Annotated in this window: 13 protein-coding genes; 7 read left to right on the top strand and 6 right to left on the bottom strand. The window is 51.3% G+C overall.

The annotated features are described in order from the left end of the window. Window positions 1-166: 166 nt before the first annotated feature. The 6 genes from CRO74_RS12535 to CRO74_RS12510 all read left to right on the top strand — a co-directional run bounded on the left by CRO74_RS12535 (window position 167) and on the right by CRO74_RS12510 (window position 11,088). On the top strand, window positions 167-2,677 hold the full coding sequence (locus CRO74_RS12535) for a glutaminase family protein (RefSeq protein WP_097126397.1): 2,511 nt from the start codon (window positions 167-169) through the stop codon (window positions 2,675-2,677). A gap of 86 nt (window positions 2,678-2,763) precedes the next feature. Continuing rightward, window positions 2,764-4,704, top strand: a complete 1,941-nt coding sequence (locus tag CRO74_RS12530) for a glycoside hydrolase family 2 protein (protein ID WP_245877833.1) — start codon at window positions 2,764-2,766, stop codon at window positions 4,702-4,704. A 266-nt stretch (window positions 4,705-4,970) separates the two neighbouring features. Then, window positions 4,971-5,342, top strand: a complete 372-nt coding sequence (locus tag CRO74_RS12525) for a BlaI/MecI/CopY family transcriptional regulator (protein WP_097126396.1) — start codon at window positions 4,971-4,973, stop codon at window positions 5,340-5,342. Further along, window positions 5,339-7,720 (top strand): TonB family protein, encoded by a 2,382-nt coding sequence (locus CRO74_RS12520; RefSeq protein ID WP_097126395.1) that lies wholly within the window; start codon window positions 5,339-5,341, stop codon window positions 7,718-7,720. Before CRO74_RS12525 ends, CRO74_RS12520 begins: the two co-directional genes overlap by 4 nt. Next, a complete protein-coding gene (locus CRO74_RS12515) occupies window positions 7,717-9,135 on the top strand; it encodes a M56 family metallopeptidase (protein ID WP_097126394.1) in 1,419 nt (472 codons plus the stop codon). The genes CRO74_RS12520 and CRO74_RS12515 overlap by 4 nt, the downstream gene beginning before the upstream one ends. A 480-nt stretch (window positions 9,136-9,615) precedes the next feature. Continuing rightward, window positions 9,616-11,088 (top strand): DASH family cryptochrome, encoded by a 1,473-nt coding sequence (locus tag CRO74_RS12510; RefSeq protein WP_097126393.1) that lies wholly within the window; start codon window positions 9,616-9,618, stop codon window positions 11,086-11,088. A gap of 136 nt (window positions 11,089-11,224) precedes the next feature. Here the strand turns inward: CRO74_RS12510 and CRO74_RS12505 are convergent, their stop codons facing one another. From CRO74_RS12505 to CRO74_RS12495, 3 genes are all read right to left on the bottom strand, one after another. Next, window positions 11,225-13,426, bottom strand: coding sequence for a S9 family peptidase (locus CRO74_RS12505; protein WP_097126392.1), 2,202 nt, complete (start codon window positions 13,424-13,426; stop codon window positions 11,225-11,227). 90 nt (window positions 13,427-13,516) lie between these two features. Next, window positions 13,517-14,101, bottom strand: coding sequence for a YcxB family protein (locus tag CRO74_RS12500; RefSeq protein ID WP_097126391.1), 585 nt, complete (start codon window positions 14,099-14,101; stop codon window positions 13,517-13,519). A gap of 129 nt (window positions 14,102-14,230) precedes the next feature. Beyond that, window positions 14,231-14,647, bottom strand: coding sequence for a DUF4783 domain-containing protein (locus tag CRO74_RS12495; protein ID WP_097126390.1), 417 nt, complete (start codon window positions 14,645-14,647; stop codon window positions 14,231-14,233). A 134-nt stretch (window positions 14,648-14,781) separates the two neighbouring features. On the opposite strand from CRO74_RS12495, the gene CRO74_RS12490 reads away from it, so the two are divergent. Next, window positions 14,782-15,294, top strand: a complete 513-nt coding sequence (locus CRO74_RS12490; protein ID WP_097126389.1) for a phosphoribosyltransferase family protein — start codon at window positions 14,782-14,784, stop codon at window positions 15,292-15,294. A gap of 102 nt (window positions 15,295-15,396) precedes the next feature. Here CRO74_RS12490 and CRO74_RS31555 read toward each other — a convergent pair whose 3' ends face one another. From CRO74_RS31555 to CRO74_RS12480, 3 genes are all read right to left on the bottom strand, one after another. Continuing rightward, complete coding sequence (locus CRO74_RS31555) at window positions 15,397-15,573, bottom strand: hypothetical protein (protein WP_012930624.1); 177 nt, start codon at window positions 15,571-15,573, stop codon at window positions 15,397-15,399. A gap of 92 nt (window positions 15,574-15,665) precedes the next feature. Further along, on the bottom strand, window positions 15,666-18,692 hold the full coding sequence (locus tag CRO74_RS12485; protein WP_097126388.1) for a DEAD/DEAH box helicase: 3,027 nt from the start codon (window positions 18,690-18,692) through the stop codon (window positions 15,666-15,668). Between the two features lie 437 nt (window positions 18,693-19,129). Next, a complete protein-coding gene (locus CRO74_RS12480) occupies window positions 19,130-20,113 on the bottom strand; it encodes a glycoside hydrolase family 16 protein (RefSeq protein WP_097127090.1) in 984 nt (327 codons plus the stop codon). Window positions 20,114-20,709 lie beyond the last annotated feature (596 nt).

Raw genomic sequence — 20,709 nt, 5'->3', positions numbered from 1 at the left:
TTTATACTGTCTGCTCCAGTCTTTTTTGTTTAAGGAGCATCATCGTCAGCAGTAAAGTAGACAGACTATCCGGGCGGTGCCAAATTATTCCCATTCTATAAGTAAAGGCATGCCGACATATGGTTTATGTTGTGGATGATTTTCGTATACCAACCAGCTAGTTCCAATGCAAAAAAACTCGGCACTCTTCATTACGCTTCTTTTCTTTCTCGTTTGCGGGCAGCTTTCGGCCCAGAATCTTCGCCCACCCGCTTACCCGCTTATTACGCATGACCCTTACTTCAGCGTCTGGAGCATGACGGACAAACTAACCGATTCGCCCACGCGGCACTGGACTGGTAAACCCCAATCGCTGGAGGGCCTTATCCGGGTCGACGGCAAAGCATATCAGTTTTTAGGGGCCGTCCCGCCAAATTACGAAGCCATTCTACCCACCGGTGAAACCCAATCATATACAGCTCAGTACACAACGAAAAAGCCCGTTACTGGCTGGGAAAAGGCCGACTTCTCAGCCACCGGCTGGCAATCGGGTCAGGGTCCTTTTGGCGATACGCCCGAAGCCAAAACCAAATGGGTCACTACCGATAAAGACGGCATTTATTACCGCCGGGAATTCACCTACGATGGGAAAGCCGATCCTACAAAACTGCTATTATCCATCAATCACGACGATGACGTAATCGTTTATCTGAACGGCACGAAAATCCTCGACAAGCCCGACTATGTGAGTGAATATGTTAACCTGCCGTTATCTCCGGCGGGGCAGAAAGCCCTGCGTAAAGGCAAAAATGTGCTGGCTGTGCATTGCGTAAGCCCCCGGGGCGGTTCGTTTATCGACGTAGGCATCCTGAATCCCATCACCACCCAGACAATCACCGCAGCGACCCAAACGGGCGTGAATGTATCAGCCACCCAAACCGATTACCTGTTTACTGCCGGACCGGTGGGCCTGGTGGTTAATTTCATGTCGCCCCTGTTGCTGGATGATCTGGACGTTGCCGCCCGCCCGATTACGTATGTTACTTTCGAGGTTCGTTCGCAGGACCGCAAGCCGCATTCGGTGCAGGTTTACCTGAGTGAATCCGGCACGATGGCAACGAATACGATTGGCCAGGAGGTTGTCCTGAAAGCGGGCCAGGCACCGGGGCTGATCTTTCAAACCGTTGGCACCGAGGCCCAGCCCGTGCTGGCGAAGAAAGGCGATAATATACGCATCGACTGGGGGTACGCCTATCTGGCCGTCCCGCAGGAAACGGGCAATCAGACCGCCAACGGAATGGCACCGGGCCTCAAACAGGCATTCCTGACGAATGGTCAGCTCCCCACCGATAACAAAGCCGCCGTGCCGGGCAACAAGCCAAGAGCCGCCGTAGATGTTGCCATTGCCAGCGTACTCGACTTTGGCAACGTATCGAAATCCGCCGAAAAACACCTGATGCTTGGGTACGATGATCTGTATTCGGTACAGTATTTCAAGCAGAACCTGCGCCCGTGGTGGCGTCGGGATGAGAAAACGACCATGGTTTCGCTCTTGCAGACAGCCGAAAAAGACTACGGCCGACTTCGGGATAAATGCGAGAAGTTCGACAACCGGCTTTATTCCGACGCGAAAAAGGCCGGTGGTAAAGAGTACGCGGACCTGTGCGCGCTGGCATACCGACAGGCCATTTCTGCCCATAAAATTGTGGCCGGTCCCAAAGGCGAAACCTTCTTTCTATCGAAAGAGAATTTTTCCAATGGCTCTATCGGCACGGTAGATGTTACCTATCCTTCGGCTCCGCTCTTCCTGCTGTATAACCCAACGCTGCTAAAGGGTATGATGGAGCCTATTTTCCAGTATTCGGAGAGTGGGCGCTGGAAAAAGCCCTTTGCCGCGCATGATGTCGGGACGTACCCACAGGCCAACGGCCAAACCTACGGCGAGGATATGCCCGTGGAAGAGTGCGGCAACATGCTGATCCTGGCCGGTGCCATTGCCGGAGCCGAAGGAAACGCAGACTACGCCAAACAACACTGGAAAACCCTGACGACCTGGGTTGAATACCTCAAAAAAGACGGTTTCGACCCCGACAATCAGCTTTGTACGGATGATTTCGCCGGTCATATTGCCCGCAACGCCAACCTGTCTGTTAAGGCGATTCTGGGCATTGCGGCTTACGGAAAGATGGCCACTCAACTAGGCGACAAGGCCACCGGACAGAGCTACCTGCAAACGGCGCGGGATATGGCCGTCAAATGGCAGCAGCTTTCGCTCGATAAAACCCTCAACCAGAAAGCCCACTACGACCTGACCTTCGAGAATCAGAACGACACCTGGAGCCAGAAATACAACCTCGTTTGGGATAAATTACTAAACCTGAATATCTTCCCGAAAGAGGTTACGCAAACGGAAATTGCCTATTACCTGACCAAACAGCGTACGTACGGCCTTCCGCTCGACAGCCGCAAAACCTATACAAAATCCGACTGGATTGTGTGGACCGCTACCCTCGCCAAATCGGACCGCGACTTCGAAGCGTTCATCAAGCCCGTCTGGAAGTACGTCAACGAAACCCCGACGCGGGTGCCCCTCTCCGACTGGCACGAGACTACCAACGCCAAGCAGGTCGGCTTTCAGGCCCGCTCGGTTGTAGGTGGGTATTATATCAAAATGCTGGAAGGGAAACTGAGTAAGTAAATCAGGTTGCCCGTCAACTAACCACCCCCAACCGACGCTTCGGTTGGGGGTGGTTAGTTGACGGGCAAAGCCTAAACCTAAAAGAAATGAAAACGTCCCTACCCTTCTTTCCCCTACTGGGCCTCCTACTGACTTCAGGACTTGCCCACTCCCAAACGCCTGCACCCGCCCAGAATCTACCCCGTGCGGCACCCATCATGAGCCGGTGGGAGAAACAGCTAACGCCGGAAAATGCCTGGCGCGACTACCCGCGCCCGCAGATGGTTCGGAAACAATGGCAGAACCTGAACGGCCTTTGGGACTATGCCATTACGCCCAAAATCGCTCCCCAGCCAACGGAGTTTTCGGGCCAGATTCTGGTGCCGTTCTGCCTTGAATCGACAGTGTCGAAAGTAAACAAACCCCTCACCGCCGACCAGCGCCTGTGGTATCGCCGGACAGTTAGCCTGCCCGCCGACTGGGCCGGGCAACGGGTGCTGCTGCACTTCGGCGCGGTGGATTACGAGTGCAGTCTGTGGGTCAATGGGGGGCTGGCCGGATCGCATACGGGCGGCTCCGACGCCTTTAGCTTCGACGTCACGGATTATTTGAAAGACGGTCAGAATCAACTGCTGCTGGGCGTAACCGATCCAACGTCGACGGGGGAGCAGCCACGCGGCAAACAGTTGCTGAATCCAAACGGCATCTGGTACACACCCGTGTCGGGCATTTGGCAAACGGTCTGGATGGAACCCGTACCCAAACAGGCTTACATTGAAGAGGTCAAACTAACCCCGGAACTGGATTCAGGGCGCGTCCGGGTGGATGTGCTGCTCGATAAGCCAGCCAATAATTACACCACCGCTATTCGGTTAACGGCACTGGATGGTAACCGAACCGTGGCGACAACGCTGGTCCGGGCCGGACGAACGGGCTACCTTTCGCTGAAAAACCCCAAACTCTGGTCGCCCGACAGCCCGTTTCTGTACGACCTCAAAGCGGAACTGGTTACCGTGACCGACCCCTTCGGCGATACACCCCGCAACAAACGCCCGCGTCAGGATGAGGCTCTGAACAAAGCGTTTGCCAGCGCCACCGTAACGGGCAATTCGCTCGATGTGGTAACCGGCTATTTTGCCATGCGGAAAATCGCGATGGGTCGGGGGCCGGGCGTCGCTACGTCGGTGGCGAACCAGCCGGTATTGTTGCTGAACAACAAATTCGTCTTTCAGAACGGCCCGCTCGATCAGGGCTGGTGGCCCGGTAGTTTACTAACGCCCCCCTCCGACGAAGCGATGGCGTTTGAAATTGATTTCCTGAAAAAGTCCGGCTTCAACATGCTCCGCAAGCATATTAAAGTCGAGCCCGACCGTTATTACTACCTCTGCGATAAGATGGGTATGCTGGTTTGGCAGGACATGCCGTCGGGCTTTCTGGAAGGCCAGAACGAAGCCCCCGGCGACCAGTCGGAGCCGATTCGCCGGTCGAAGGGCAAAGAACAGTTTGAACTGGAACTGCGCCGGATGATGAACCGCCTGCATAACCACCCCAGCATTGTTACCTGGGTGGTGCATAACGAAGGCTGGGGCCAGTACGACAACAAGCGCCTGGCCGATTGGGTGAAAGCCCTCGACCCCAGCCGGACCGTTAACGCCAGCAGCGGCTGGAACGACCTCGGCGCGGGCGATTTCTACGATATTCATACCTACGAGCCAGAACCCAACGCACCCGCCCCAAAAACCGACCGCGTAGTGGTTATTGGTGAATTTGGCGGCATCGGCTGGCCGGTGCAGGGGCATCTGTGGAATCCTGAAATGCGCAACTGGGGTTACCAGACCTATCAATCGGCCGATGAAGTGCTGAAAGCTTACCAAAAGAAATACGCTAAAATCGTGGAGTATTATCAGAAACAGGCCCTTTCGGCAGCTGTGTATACGCAAACGACGGATGTAGAAGGCGAAGTAAATGGCCTGCTCACCTACGACCGCGAAGTCATTAAAATTCCCATTGAAACGCTGAAGAAGATTCACGCGCCCTTGTTTAAGTAGTCACTTGTACCCGATAGCATCTTGCTGTCGAACCGTTAGGCGATAAATAGTGACCGCCCTTTTTTAGTGAAACGTATTTTAGACGACTGTTTTTTAGCCTGACGGCTCGACAGCAAGATGCTGTCGGGTACAACCCCAACACAAAGCCCTTTCTGCCACCAGAAAGGGCTTTTTTAGTTTCCTCAAAAAATATAACTAATAAATTAGTTGTAAAACTAAACCATTAGTCATACATTTCGTTCACTATCAATAAATCACTGTACGTCATGCCGATACGCGACCTTACCAAAGCCGAAGAAGAAATCATGCGGGTGCTTTGGCAACTTCAGAAAGGCTTTGTCAAGGATGTTCTGGCCGAACTGCCCGAGCCCAAACCCGCCTACAATACCGTCTCGACCATTATCCGCATTCTGGAAAAGAAAGAACTGGTTGGCTACCGGGCTTATGGGAAAACGCACGAGTATTATCCCCTCATTTCGGAGGAAGAATACCGGCGTTTTCAGACCGAGCAACTCATGGCGAACTACTTCGATAATTCGCTCAAAAAACTGGTGTCGTTCTTCGTGCAGGATAAAAACATCAGTCTAGGTGAAGCCGACGAAATCATCAAGCTCCTAAACAAACAGAAAGACCAATGAACGCCCTCGATTACCTCCTCAAAGCGAACCTCTACGGTCTGCTGTTTGCCAGTTGTTATTGGCTGCTGCTGCGTCGGCATACGTTTTTCGGGCTGAACCGGGCGTATCTGCTGGCCTCGTTGGTGCTCTCACTGACTCTGCCGCTGGTTAGGCTACCCGCCGAAACCGTGGAAACACTCCCAATGCCGGTGGGCGTTATAGCGCTGCCCGTAACTACTATCCAGGTAGCTACGCTCGAAGCCCCTCAAGCCGAGCCCAGCCCCGATTGGGAGCAACTCGCGCTGTGGGGGTATGGACTCATTGCTTTGGCCTTACTCACCCGGTTAGGCATCCGAACCGGGCGTCTGTTGCGGCTAATTCACTGGTCGCCCCGGCAGACGCAGGATGGGTATATACTGGTGCAGCCAAACGACCCGACGCTCCCAACCTTCTCGTTTTTCAACTACATTATCCTGAACCCCGCCGATACCGACAACACCCTGATTTTGCGGCATGAGTTGGTACACGTTCGGCAATGGCATAGCGCCGATGTGCTCGGCCTGGGCATTGTCCAGGCTGTATTCTGGGCTTGTCCGGCACTGCTGCTGATTGCCCGTCTGCTACGCCAGGTACACGAATTTCTGGCCGATCAGCCCGCCACCCAACCCACGGAATACGCCCGCTTTCTGGTGGCTTACTCCTTTGGTACACAACTCAGCGTAAGCAGTCCCGACCCGCTAACGAACAGTTTCTTCAACCCGTCGCTCCTTAAGCAACGCATTATCATGCTGCAACAAAAAGCCACGACCCGCTGGGCGCTGGGCAAATACGTGCTGGTTCTTCCATTGGCATTTGGGTTGCTGGCCATGACCACGGCACGGGAAGAAATTACGGCTGTCGTGGACTCGCTTCAGGATGAGGGAATTACGGTAACCGGAAAAGTGACGAGTTCAGTGGATGGGAAGCCGCTGCCGGGGGCGATAGTTGTCGTTGCCGAAACCGGCAAAGGTATACCTACCGACACACAGGGGCAGTTCACTCTTAAGAACGTCCCTAAAACAGCAACGATCAGTTTCAGTTTTGTCGGTTTTTCGACAACAAATGTTCCTCAAGTTGGGGAAAAGGGGCGAACAACGTTAAACATCGCCCTATCTCCAACTGACCCAAATGAGTTACCTACCATGGGCGCAACGGCGGCTTACAAGGCGATTAAGCCTAATCCGTCTATGCCGGTACGCACACCGCCTTCTTCAGAAACCATTAATGGTAAGGTGTACCGGGCGGTTGAAGAACCAGCTGTTTTTCCAACGGGTATTCCGGGATTGATGCAATATGTGGCACATGCGCTACGGTATCCGGCTAAAGCCAAAGCGGCTGGTGTTGAGGGCAACGTTCTGGTTCAGTTTGTGGTGCTGCCAACCGGTGCCATCGGTTCTGCCAGCATTAAAAAAGGTATTGGCAGTGGCTGTGATGAAGAAGCTCTGCGCGTTGTGAAGCAAATGCCGCGCTGGATTCCGGGCCAACAAAATGGAAAGACCGTAGCTACCCAGTATGTTCTCCCCATTCAGTTCGCGCTCGAAAAGAAAACCGATGATAAACGAACCGGGCAGGTTTCAGGCAATCAACTGAACGATGTACATGTAATTGGATACGAACCAGCATCGACGCCAACACCCCAGAAACAGATATCCCAGACCGGCGATGAAATCTTCACCGTTGTTGAAAAAGTACCAGAATTTCCCGGTGGTATACGTGCTCTATATCAATACCTGGCCCGCAACTTACGCTACCCGACCGAAGCTCGCCAAAATAAAATACAAGGCCGAGTGTACGTAAAGTTTATTGTCGACAAAACCGGTGATATCCGGGAATTGAGGGTTCTGAAGGGCATTGGCGGTGGCTGTGATGAAGAAGCGATACGAGTGGTTAGTCAAATGCCAAACTGGATTCCCGGTAAGCAACAGGGTAAGGCCGTGTCTGTCATGTACAATCTCCCCATTCAGTTTTCGCTCGAAAAGAAGACCGAGGATAAGCGAACGGGGCAGGTTACGCCTGATTCAAAAGCTGGTTCGGTGCAAACCCTGGACAATATTGTCAATACGAATAAGCCTGGAAGCTTTGAATTAGATAAAGGCATGTCGGGCGGCAGTAAAAATCGGTATGCGATGCCCTTACCCGATTCCCTACGAAAGCCGGGCACAAGCTTTACGATACGAAGTAATAGATTCATGACCGGCGAGCCACTTATCATCATTGATGGTGTCGAAGCTAAAAGCGGTATCAGCCACCTCAACCCAGATGACATCGACAATGTCACGGTCCTGAAAGGCGAATCGGCAACGGTTTACGGTGAAAAAGGTAAAAATGGAGTCATACTCGTAACCACAAAAAAGAAATGAACACGCTCCCCTATCTCTTAACCGCCAGCCTGTATCTGCTGTTGTTTTACGGCTGTTACGCGCTGTTGCTGCGCCGAAACACGTTTTTCGGCATGAACCGGGCGTATCTGCTCGTATCGGTGGGGCTTTCGTTATTGCTCCCGCTGGTCGAACTACCCACCGGAACGGGCGATTCACTACCGGTGGGTACGATTATCTTACCGACGTTTGTTATTGGCAGCCCGCAACCGCAATCCGATAGCCTGACCGCATCGGACTGGCTGTGTCTGATCTACGGCCTGGGCGTATTTGCCACGCTGGTACGAATGGGCGTCAATCTGTGGTCCGTATTTCGCCTGATCCGGCGTGGCACGGCTAAGCGCACCCCCGCTTATACGCTCGTGCAGCTCCCAACCAACGAAGCCCCGTCGTTTTCGTTCGGCCGCTATCTGGTGCTGAATCAAACCGATGCCCGTACCCAGCCCGAAGCCCTGATGCGCCATGAAGAGGCCCATATCCGCCAGCGCCACACCGCCGATGTGCTGCTTCTGGAAGTTACACAGGCCTTTTTCTGGTTCAATCCGGTGCTTTGGCTGTACAAGCGCGCCCTTCAGGAGATCCACGAGTTTCTGGCCGACCAGGCCGCTGTCCGCCAGTTGTCTGCCAGTACAATACCTACTCATTACATTGCTGCTCAGCCCACGTATGCCCAACAACTAGTGGCTTACGCGCTCGATGTGCCCATGACCGCCCTGACAACCCCCTTCGTTTCTAAATCAACCCTCAAACAACGTATCGTTATGTTACAAAAACCGCAAACCCATCGCCGGGCGCTCCTCGGCTACGTCCTCGCCCTGCCCCTGGCCGCCCTACTGACCATGTGTACCCAATCGGAGCAGGACCAGACCGCTCTCACCACTGCCGAAACCTCCGCTCGCAAGTCCGTGAAAGTAGACGGTGAAATCTTTACCGTGGTTGAACAACAGCCCGAATTTCCGGGAGGCATGGCACAATTAGGTGCTTATCTTGAGAAAAACATGAAATACCCAGAAGCCGCCCTAAAGGCGAATGTTCATGGCCGGGTGTTTGTTAGTTTTATTGTCACAAAAACCGGCGAGATCTCCGATGTGCAAATCCTGAAAGGTATTGGCTACGGTGCCGATGCCGAAGCGGTACGGGTGGTAAAAAATATGCCCAACTGGACACCAGCCAGACAGAATGGCGAGGTGGTAAATGTAAAGTATAATCTGCCCATTAATTTTCAACTAGATGCTGAAGCACCATCCTCAAATGAATCAGCCTTCAAGGATATAGCCATATTCCTCGTTGATGGTAAACCCGTCACCCAAAAGGAGTTTACGGCTGTTTCACCCGCCAAAATTGCCCGGATGGATGTAGATAAACCCAACAAAACAGTCTCCATCATCACCAAATAGCAGACCACCCAACCCTGAAGGGGTTGACTACGGATAACCGGGGGCGCAGCCCTCGGATCGCCCCGGAGACAGCACCACCTACCTCCAACCCTGAAGGGGTTGACTACGGATAACCGGGGGCGCAGCCCTCGGATCGCCCCGGAGACAGCACCACCTACCTCCAACCCCGAAGGGGTTGACTACGGATAACCGGGGGCGCAGCCCTCGGATCAGACGGAGCCTGGAGGTCACCCGTGGTCAACCCCTATCGGGGTTAGTATAGTCTCGCAGGTAAAAGCCGGGGGCTACACCCCCGGTTATCCACAGTCAACTCCTGCGGGGTTGGGGCAGGTGGTCAGACCACTGCCACTCCGAGGGCTGCGCCCCCGGATATCCGTAGTCAACCCCTGCGGGGTTAGTTAATTTGCGGCATATTTTAGGGTGTAATGAACAAGATTGGCTGCTGATTCATTAGTAACAGACAACCGCTCTCTGTTACTAATGAATCGCATTCTGTACTGGTTTCGTAATGACCTCCGCCTGCACGACAACGAAGGGTTTGTCCGGGCGCTTGAAGTCGCTGATGAGGTACTCCCCATATTTGTGTTTGACCCGCGCTGGTTTGCCGGGCATTCTCAGCTGGGGTTTCACCGGATGTCGGCTTTTCGGGCCAATTTCCTGCTCGAAAGTGTAGCCGATCTGCGCCAGTCGCTCCGGAGCCGGGGAGCCGACCTGATTGTTCGCGTTGGTAAACCCGCTGATGTTCTTTCCGAACTGGCCAAAGAAATGGGGGCCACAGCCGTGTACGCCAGCAAAGAGGTCACGCAGGAAGAAACCACCCAGGAAACAAGGCTAAGTACGAAGCTGAAACCCCTCAACATCGACTTCGAGCTGTTCTGGATGAGTACGCTCTACCACGTACGGGACTTGCCGTTTACCATTTCGCAACTGCCCGATGTGTTCAGCAAATTCCGGCAGCAACTGGAAAAACAGGTCACCATTCGGTCCGCTTTCGCCACCCCGACCCGCGTCGACCTCGTACCCGCTATAGACCCAGGCGAAATACCATCCTTATCAACTCTTGGATTTAATGATGCAGATGTAAAATTGATCTCTGAACCCGATGCTCGTGGCGCAGTACCCTTTAAAGGGGGCGAAACGGTGGCGCTCGCCCGACTCAACCGATACCTGTGGCAAACCGACCTGATTGCGACCTATAAAGAAACTCGCAACGGCCTGTTAGGCGACGATTATTCGAGTAAATTTTCAGCCTGGCTGGCAAATGGATGCCTGTCGCCCCGGCAGGTCTTCAAAGAGATAAGGCGATACGAATCCGATCGCGTTCGCAACGATTCGACCTACTGGCTGATTTTCGAACTTCTCTGGCGCGACTTTTTTCGGTTTGTAGCGCTTAAGTTTGGCTCTCGCATTTTTAAACGGAGTGGCATTAAACATGACCTCCATAAAACGTTCGGGCGAGACGAGGGCCTGTTTCGGAAATGGACTGAAGGCCAGACGGGAATTCCGTTTATTGATGCCAATATGCGCGAGATGAATGCAACGGGCTTCATGAGCAACCGGGGGCGGCAAAATGTAGCCAGCTTTCTGGTGAGCGATCTCGGCCTCGACTGGACCTGGGGAGCCGCTTATTTTGAAAGCAAACTCATTGATTACGACCCGTGCAGCAACTGGGGCAACTGGAATTATGTGGCGGGCGTCGGCAACGACCCGCGCCAGTTCAGCAACGGGCAACCGCGCTACTTCAACATACTCAGCCAGGCTCTCCGCTACGACGAGCGGGGTGATTACGTAAAACACTGGCTCCCCGAACTGGCTAAAGTGCCCAACGATCAGGTACATCTCGTCTCGAATTTAACCGCTCAGCAACAGGAACAGTATGGCGTAGTGCTCGGGCAGGATTACCCCTTGCCGGTGGTAGACCCAAATAAGTGGGTGATTGCCCCACAGCTGTAGTACCGACCGCCCTAACCCCTCCTCGGTCTGTATCCTTGCAGAACGCTCATAAAAGCTATAGTAACAGCGTTCTGTAAGGACACAGACCGAGGATGAAGGGCTATTTTTCAATAAAACAATCACACATCATTACTACTTACAGATTCTTCTCCACAAAATCCGTCAGCATCTGATACAAGTGCAGCCGAGTGTTGCCGCCGTAGATGCCGTGGTTCCGGTTGGGGTAATAAAAGGACTGGAATTGCTTGCCAGCGGCAATAAGGGCGTCTTCGAAGGCAATGGAATTCTGAAAATGCACGTTGTCGTCGCCGGTGCCGTGTACGAGCAGGAACGGGCCGCGCAGTTTGGCCGCGTGCGTAACGGGCGAATTATCGTCGTAACCCGCTGCGTTATCCTGTGGGCGTTTGAGGTAACGTTCGGTATAAATGGTGTCGTAGAACCGCCAGTTTGTAACGGGTGCCACCGAAACCCCCGCTTTGAACACATCGGCCCCCAGGGTCATGCACAGCGCACTCATGTAGCCACCATAACTCCAACCCCATATACCAACGCGGGCCGGGTCAACATAAGGCAGGGTCTTTAAATTTCGGGCAGCGGCAATCTGATCTTCGGTTTCGAGTTTGCCAAGCTGGGCGTAAGTAGCCGTTCGGAAGGCGGCTCCACGGGCACCCGTACCCCGCCCATCGACCGACACAATGATGTAGCCTTTCTGCGCCAGGGTCTGATACCAGAAAAAATCGCGGCTATCCCAATCGTTTTTCACCGTCTGCGAGCCCGGACCACCATATACGAACATAAGCACCGGGTATTTTTTGGCACCCGTGCTGTCGAAGTTCGTGGGACGAATCATCCAGGCGTTGAGCGGGGAACCATCGGCTGCTTTGGTTTGGAAAAACTGTTTTGGCGTGATGGTATAGGTTGCCAAACGGCCTTTCAGGGCATCGTTGGCTTCCAATACCCGCAGGTCGCTGGTTGTTTTGGTATCCCGCAGGCTAACACGAACCGGCGCGCTGGCCGACGTATGATACAGCAAATAGTACGTAAAATCGGGGCTAAAATTGGCGGTGTACGTACCCGGCAGCGTCGTCAGTTTCTGTTTGTTCTGGCCGTTCACGCCAACTCGGTACAGGTGCCGTTCGAGCGGAGACGTTTCCGTAGAGGTGAAAAAGATTGTGCCACTCGTCTCATCGACGCCCGATACGCTGGACACCTCAAAGTTGCCCGTCGTAATGGACCTAATAAGCTGGCCGTTCATACCGTACAGATACAGGTGCCTGTAGCCGCTGCGTTCGCTACTCCATAGGAACGACTTTCCATCGTTCAGGTACGTCAGGTCGTCGGTAAATTCCAGGTCGACGTACGTGGGGCTTGTCTCGGTGAGGACCGTTGTTGCCTGGCCGGTTGCCGCGTTTACGTGCAGCAGGTCGAGCTTGTTCTGAAACCGGTTCATTCGCCGAATCGACAGCAGATCCGGATTTTTGGTCCATTGAATGCGGGGCAGATAAATATCGGTTTCAGCACCCGTTTGCGCCTGTACTTTTTTGCCGGTAAGCACATCGGCCACCCAAACCGACACGCGGGAATTTGCTTCACCCGCTTTCGGGTATTTGAAGCGGTATTCTACCGGATAGAGACCTCCCCAGAGTTGCATGTCGTATTCGGGAACGCGGCTTTCGTCGAACCGAATCCAGGCCAGTCGCTTGCTGTCCGGCGACCATTCGAACGCCCGCGCCATACTAAATTCTTCTTCATACACCCAGTCGGCACCACCGTTGATGATGGCATTCAGCTTACCGTCGGTGGTGAGTTTAGTTTCCTGTTTGGTGGCCAGGTCGACCACAAACAGGTTGTTGTCCCGCATGAATGCTACGCGTTTGCCATCGGGCGAGAAGGTAGCGTACTGTTGCTTACCGCCTTTGCTTAGCTGCGTCAGCCGGGCCGAATTGAGGTCATAGACGTAAAAATCCGCCTTACTCGACCGGCGGTAAATGGGTTCTTCCTGAGTAGTGATCAGCATCTTCCGCTCATCGGCCGACAGTTGGTAACCCTCTACGCTAACCCGTTTTGCCGTACCCGACACGGTTGCGTTTTGCGCGTCGAAGAGGGTTTCTACGGGCGCGCCGGTAGTAATGGAAAACTTAACGATTTTCCCGCCGTCGAGGGTGGTATAAAAGCCACCGGCCTTCATCCAGTTAACGGCTTCGACGGTACGCTGGCTAAAAACGCCCTGATTTCGCCCCCAGATATCATCGAGTGATATATTCTTTCGGGTTTGACCAATGGCTGGGAAGGCAACAAGAAAAAAGAGAATCCGAATTAGAAATTGGCGGGCAGTCATGAGCGTTTTTTTAGGATGTACAAAACAAAACGGTTCGCTGTTGCAACAGCGAACCGTCGCAACGGCGAACCGTTCTATTGGGAAGATACCTTATTTCACCGGTTCGGCAGGGACGCTGCCCGGCAACAGCCCTTTGCGTTTCAGGAGGGCATCCGTAAAGCGCAGGTCATTTTCGCTGGTGAAGATACTATAGGGTAAGTACAGGAATTGCGCTTTGGCCAGGCCTTTGGTCACAGTTTTGGCAATCCAGCTGGCTTTTACGTTCGACATGGCTTCGGCATTGTCCAGAAACAGAATGTAAGCATCCTTGTCTTTGAAAACGCCATTAATCTGGTTCCATTTCAGAATACCGCCTTCTTTGGCATTGATCCGCATTAAAATCTGGCGGCTATCAATTTCGTAGACGTATTTCTGAAATAATGCCTTACTCTGCTCCATCTGGGCAATACCCGTAATCTGAACGGCCCAAAACAGTACATACAGGATGGTAAGCAGCACAACAACAATGTAAATCCAGTAATTCGGATAGATGTTCGTCAGGCTCAGCACGACGTTCAGTAAAATGAGCGCCAGCGGCACAAATCCCCATTTCCAGTTATCTTTTACCCACTGGCGCAGGGCAATGTTAATATACGTTTTTTGGTCTAACGCGTATTTTTTTGTCTTAACAATCATAGCACCTCTACATGAAAGTGCAAAGATAAGAGAAAGATGTATGATGTAGGATGTATGATGTAGGATGTATTGCTTTCGCGGTCAGCCAGCTATATCATATATCCTACATCATACATCCTACATCCTACATCACACGTCTTTCTTCTCCCTTCGGAAGTGCAGGGCATTAATGGCGTATTGATGGTTGGTGGTCTGGCGTATCAGCACATACACAGAATACACCTGCCCATTGGTTTCGTACGTGCCGGTGCTGTATTGCAGGTGATCAGACGAGCCCCGGTACACGAATTGAAAACTATGTGGCGGGTATTTACGAAAAAAGGATCGCAAAATGAGTTCGGCGTGGGTGGCCTGGAGAGCCTTAAAGTCAATTTTTTCGGTGTCGATCACCAATTCAATTGTTTTGGCGAAACGAGCCGATAACTGCCCTGCATCGCCACTACGCAGGGAGGTGCCCACAGTTTGGGTGATGTCGGCTTCGGCCGGTCGTATTGCGGGGTGTAGCCCCAGCAATAAACTAAACATAAAACTAAATAATAGGCTCATAGCTGTCGAGAGCATAATTCTCTTTTCAGCACAAAAGGCGAAAACTATGCCAACTAAATACCCCAGTGCTATATTTCATTGCTTAACGCCTTTTTCCCCATCTTTGCGGGGTCATTTTATTTTACAATTCGCTTATGAATACCGCGCAGCCGACGCTTATCCTGAACGCCGAACAGATCCAGCAAAAAATCAGACGAATTGCCTTTCAGATTTATGAAAATAATTTTGAAGAGTCCACGCTGCTGTTGGCGGGTATTGCCGGAGAGGGCTACGTGCTGGCGCAGGCATTGGCGCAGGAGTTGCAGGCCATAGCTCCCTTTTCAGTAAGTCTGCTTCAGCTAAATTTCGACAAAACACAGGAAGCACAACCGACAGTGACGGTTGACCCGCCCGTTACCAGTTATACGGATGCCGTCGTTATTGTTGTCGATGACGTTTTGTATACCGGCCGAACGTTGGCGTTCAGCTTACAGCCCTTTCTAAGCCAACCCGTCCGAAAATTACAGGTTGCGGTTCTGGTCGACCGCAATCACCCGCGTTACCCGGTAGCCGCCGACTACAAAGGCTACGAGCTCAGCACCACCCTGACCGAGCACGTCGATGTTGTGTTAAGTGACAAGGAGCGGATGGGCGTTTATTTGACGTAGTTGGTTGGTTAATGGTTATTAAATTAATGGTTATTGAGTTAATAGTTATTGGTTAACGATTGCCCATGACGATTAACCAATAACTATTAACTTAATAACCAATTACACTCTCGTACTTCTCACCAGACCGATACCGGCAAAGAAGAAAATGCCGCCGAGAATAACATACACAAAGGATGCCTGAGAAACACCCCCTTTGGTAAAATCGATGCCACCGTAAATAAGGCCGATCAAACCGGCCAGAGTCAGGATAATGCCTAAGATGCTTTTCGCATTCATACGTTGAGTTTTTTAGCGTGAACGGTTCATAACCGGGTTAATAACTACTCTCAGCTAAAATCCTCCCTGAAATAGTTCATTCTTTTATCAGGCTACTCCAGAAGCACCATAATATCCTCTTTTGTAAGGGCTTTCATAAAATTCTCCTCCGTGGTAATCAGGCTACCCGCCAGCTGCTGTTTGGCCCGCTGCAACGACAGGATTTTTTCCTCTACCGTGTTCTTGGCAATGAATTTGTACGTGAAGACGGTTTTCTGCTGACCAATTCGGTGCGCCCGGTCAACGGCCTGCGCTTCGATGGCGGGGTTCCACCAGGGGTCCAGAATAAACACATAGTCGGCCGCCGTCAGGTTGTGTCCCAGACCACCCGCCTTCAGCGAGATCAGGAATAACTTCACCGAATCGTCGGTTTGAAACAGTTCCACCTGGCTTTGGCGATCAACTGTCGACCCATCCAAATACGCGTATTTGATGTTCTTTTCTTTCAGATACTGCCTTACCACCGTGAGGTGCTTAATAAACTGACTAAACACCAGCACTTTATGATTTTCCGTCATGGCGCTTTCCAGCCGCATCAGCATATCATCCAGCTTGCCTGAGTCACCTTCGTACTCGGCATCGACCATGCGGGGGTGATTGGCAATCTGCCGAAGTTTGGTCAGGCCCTGCAGCACAATCATTTGTGACTTGGCAATTCCCTCCTCTTCAATCCGTTCCAGAATCAGATTACGGTAGTACGATTTAGCTTCTTCGTACTGAGCGGCCTGATCGGGAGTCATGTCGGAGTAGAGTACACTTTCTACTTTAGGCGGCAAATCGGTAGCCACCTGCGCCTTGTTACGCCGAAGCATAAACGGCTTGATGAGCCCGTACAGCTTGCCGGTTTTGGCCTCGTCGTGCCGCTTTTCAATGGGTATCTGAAACTCATTCCGGAAGAATGACTGACTACCCAGCAAGCCGGGATTGATGAAGGTCATCTGCGACCACAGGTCCATTGTACTGTTCTCGATCGGCGTACCCGTCAGTATAAGCCGGTACGCATTATTAAGCTGCATAACGGCCTTGGTGATGTGCGACGACGGGTTTTTAATGGCCTGCGACTCATCGAGAATGACGTAGTTGAACCGGTAATCGCTCAACAGATCAATATCGATCCGGACAATTCCGTACGAGGTTAGAATGAGGTCATAGCCGTCGAACTGGGCGGTATTCTTCTCGCGATAGGTTCCGGTATAGACCATCACGCGCAGGTCGGGGGTGAACTTCCGGGCTTCGAGTTCCCAATTATAGAGCAGCGATGTGGGCATAACCAGCAGGCTTGGCTCCGTTACACCTGCTTCTTTCTGGCCTTGTAGCATAGCCAGTGTCATGACAGTTTTACCCAGACCCATATCATCGGCCAGACACCCGCCAAACCGGTACTGCCGCAGAAAATTCATCCAGTCGTACCCCGCCTGCTGGTAGGGCCGGAGGCTGCCCATAAAGCGAGTGGGTAGCGGGAACGACTCAATTTCTTCAAAATCGCGCAGCCGTTCGAGCTTTCGGCTGATGATGGTCGTGGCCAGGTTTTCGCGTTCCAGTTCCTGTACCAGCGCCAGGTGGTGCTTATGCAGGACCAGTCGCTCATCTTCATCAATCCCATTGGGATGTTCCAGAAAGCCGAAAAGTTCGGAATACTTGGTAAACCAGGCTTCGGGAATGACCGCTATTTCGCCGTTGGGCAGGGTAAACTCATGCTTCTTGTTAAGAATGAGCGTCCGTAATTTTAGAAACGGAATTTCGAACTCGCCAAATCGAACGTTGGCGTAAATATCGAACCAGTCGCGACCCTCTTTAATGGACACGTTAATGCTCGAATAGCCAAGAAAGTACCGTTTGGTATCCTGCGCATCTTGCCGAAGTAAAAACCCGGCTTCCTGCAGTTGACTATTGTTATTGGCCAGCCAGCTGAAGGCCTCGGCTTTTGACAGCGCCAGCCGACCATGCCGTAGATCCAGACCCGATTCCCGTAAAAACGTAAGTTTCAGGCGTTCCAGCCGCTGATCCCGACGAATTTTATGAAAAATATACTCGTCGTTTTTCTTTTCCAGACTCACGTTGGCCGATGCTCCGAAGTTGTCGTAGCGAAAGGTGAAATCGCCGTATTGAAACGACAGATCGAACATAATTCGCTGGCTAGCGACATCCTCATTGTCAGTAGCTTCCGACCCATCCTGAAACAAGGCCACCGGAACCGCTTTACTCGAATGCACCATTTCGGCCACGGTCAGAACGGGCACCGGCTCCATGGCTTCGGTTCGAATCTCGAATCCTTTTGCATACACGTCATACGAGGCAATCAGGGGTGTAACGAACCGCTCGTAATACTGTTGTTCAATGTTGCGGGGAATAACGATATGATTTTTCGTAAAGAAGGGCCGGAGCTTTTTACCATCGACATTCTTACTGAAATGATAGAGCCGGTTGTTAACCAGCAGATAAGCCGGTTCATCACAAATCATGAGGGCATCTTTGTACTGAAACTCAACCCGCTCCGTATCCACCGGTCCACTATCCTTACCATCTTTTGGGCCGCCCTCTCGTGGGCCGCCCTCTCGTGGGCCAACCGGATAGCGGATAATTGGGAAATAGTGGGTAGAGTCGGCGTTCCGGACGAAGTGAAAATGCACCCGTGCTGGTTCGGGCATCCAGATAATGGACTCCCAGGCGGGGTTGCCATCATTACCCATAATGTAAAAAGGCTTGCCGGGCAGCAGGGCCATAATTTGGGCTTTAATGGTTTCCAGATAGCCTCCAATAGCCTCCTGAACCAGTTTATCACCTTTCTGGGAATCGTATATTTTCAGCAAGAAATCAACGGCGGGCAGCTTTCGGGTGTTGAACTTTTTAACAATGGTATCCTGCTGAATACTATCGATGAGTTTAACCAACTCAAAATCCCGCTCATCCAATCCTTTGGCAAATTCCCCAACATTTTGGGTCGACAGCGTCTGGTTTTGCAGCGTCAGTTCTCCTTTACTATTACGTTGCACAACAAATGCTTCAATGAGGTAGCCCAGAAACTCGTGATCCAGCAGCGAATACACGATTTGAAACGGTTGCAACGGCGAGACTTTCATGGTTCAATAGCATTCAACCCAGCCTTTGGAAGACCAGCCTGAACGTCGGGAAGAGGGTGAACAATAGCGGTTAAAGACTAGCGTGGATGGCGCGCCGACATCTGCACAATAAAACCAGCGAACTCACTCATAATGAATCAATTAACTGATATTTACAGTTGTCAAAGATTTCAAATATACGAATCAAAACAAAATGTACAAGTAAGAAACTGACAAAATCAGTGAATGGTAAAAATGCCGTGTAAAAGTGATGAAAATTAAGGAAATGAGGCTGAAGAGCGGCCTGGAGCGGCCACTAAACCAGAAGGAAGTCAGCGAGGATTTTCTGGCTTTTATTTTGAAGAGTACGGGGAGCACTACGTAAGCAGGAGCCTCGCAGGGTACGCCAACCCCAGTAAATAACCGTTCATCATTACCGGATTTACCGGGTGGGTTACCTAGTTTTTTGCGTACACTTTTACCCAATCGACCTGCATGATGCCTTCGTTGCCATTGAGTACTATCTGATCGGCGGTGGGCAGGGTGTTTTCGCGTAAGAATAAGTCGCCCCCAACTACCTGGTTCAACGTAATTCGCTGCGGTTTCTCAAACAGATTTGCTACATAGTCACCCTGTTTGGTGTCAATCACCTGGCCATCCAGTAAGAATGTCAGGGTATCTTTTTGCCAGATCATTTCATATACATGCCAGCGATCTGTCAGGTTGGTGGTGCTGGTTATCGTTCTTCCCTCCTGAGGGATGAGTTCCCGGTACAGCACATCATCATAGAAGTAAGCGTTTTGGAAATTATAAGGGTCATGACCACGGGCCTGTATGATGGCAATGCCCCCGTTGGTCGGCCAGTTATCCCCATAAGACCAGAAAGACGCTCCCATGCCATAGCCGGTGGGCAATTTGATACGGGCAGCTACCCGCAGCTGACTAGTGATATCATTGAGCATAAACAGGGCCTTCGATTCGATCCGGGCCGAAGTAAAATCAAATTCCTTCCAAGTCTCATCGATGTCCTGACGGTATTTATAACCCTTTACTTTCCTTTTTTTCGCTTTGATTACCAACAAGTTATTGGCCGTTTTTTCGAAATCTTTAGTAACCGCTATGTTCTCCGGGTTATTGGTGTAGAGTTGTAGTTCATTGTTAAAACTCCCGCCTATCCAAAGCCTCCAGTTAGGATTTGTCGGATCAGCCGGACTCTTATCGAAGTTATCATCAAAAGCCTTACCCCAGCCGTCCTTTGCCAACAGCGAATCGGCTGATGTGGCGTAATCAAAACTACAAAGGTTTGATTCGTCAGTTTGACAGACAATAGCCGACACAACGGGGTCAAGCGGATATAGAACAACCTGCCTACAACTCGGTGTAATGGCAGTGAAGATGCCCAACGAAAATAGCATTGTTAAGGAAAGCAGAGCACGTTTCATAGCGTAAAGGGAATGCGTTTCCATAGCTAGAGTTTATCTACCTATATACGGGAGAACAATAGCATGAAACGGCCTAACAATTTCAGGGCCAGAATTTCCATAAAGCGTATTAATCAGTAGCAATCCCGATAGGAAAGAGAGCTAGTCTACTGATTATTAACACATTTTTTTTATTTTTTCCTTTACCCTATAAAGTAACCCTTATTAGATTTCAGTAACTAATATTCCATATTTTGTATATATATTCCAGATATTGGAATCTATATATTTCCATTAAATTACCTTTACCTCTTTCTATAGCCAACAAGAACTAGACGAAAGTGCCTGTATTCTTGTTGGAGAACCATAGGGTAAGGAAGTAAAAAATGTAGCCGAAGAGCCGATAGAAACGCGCCTGAATGGCCACACCCGCATCAGTTCCTGAAGTAGCGAATACTCGAACTGCCCAATAAGTGTTTCCCGAAACTATTCGATCACTAATTTCATAGTTTATCTGGCGGATAGACGAAGAACATGCCTCGATCAGCTTTACCTATCAGTATATAAGAAAACTATATTAAATTAATAAAAGAATAAACTATACTATTGTAATAAAG

The organism is Spirosoma fluviale (assembly GCF_900230225.1).
Classification (GTDB): domain Bacteria; phylum Bacteroidota; class Bacteroidia; order Cytophagales; family Spirosomataceae; genus Spirosoma; species Spirosoma fluviale.
Note: the sequence above shows the minus strand (reverse complement) of the source record. Positions and strands in the feature narration are given on the sequence as shown.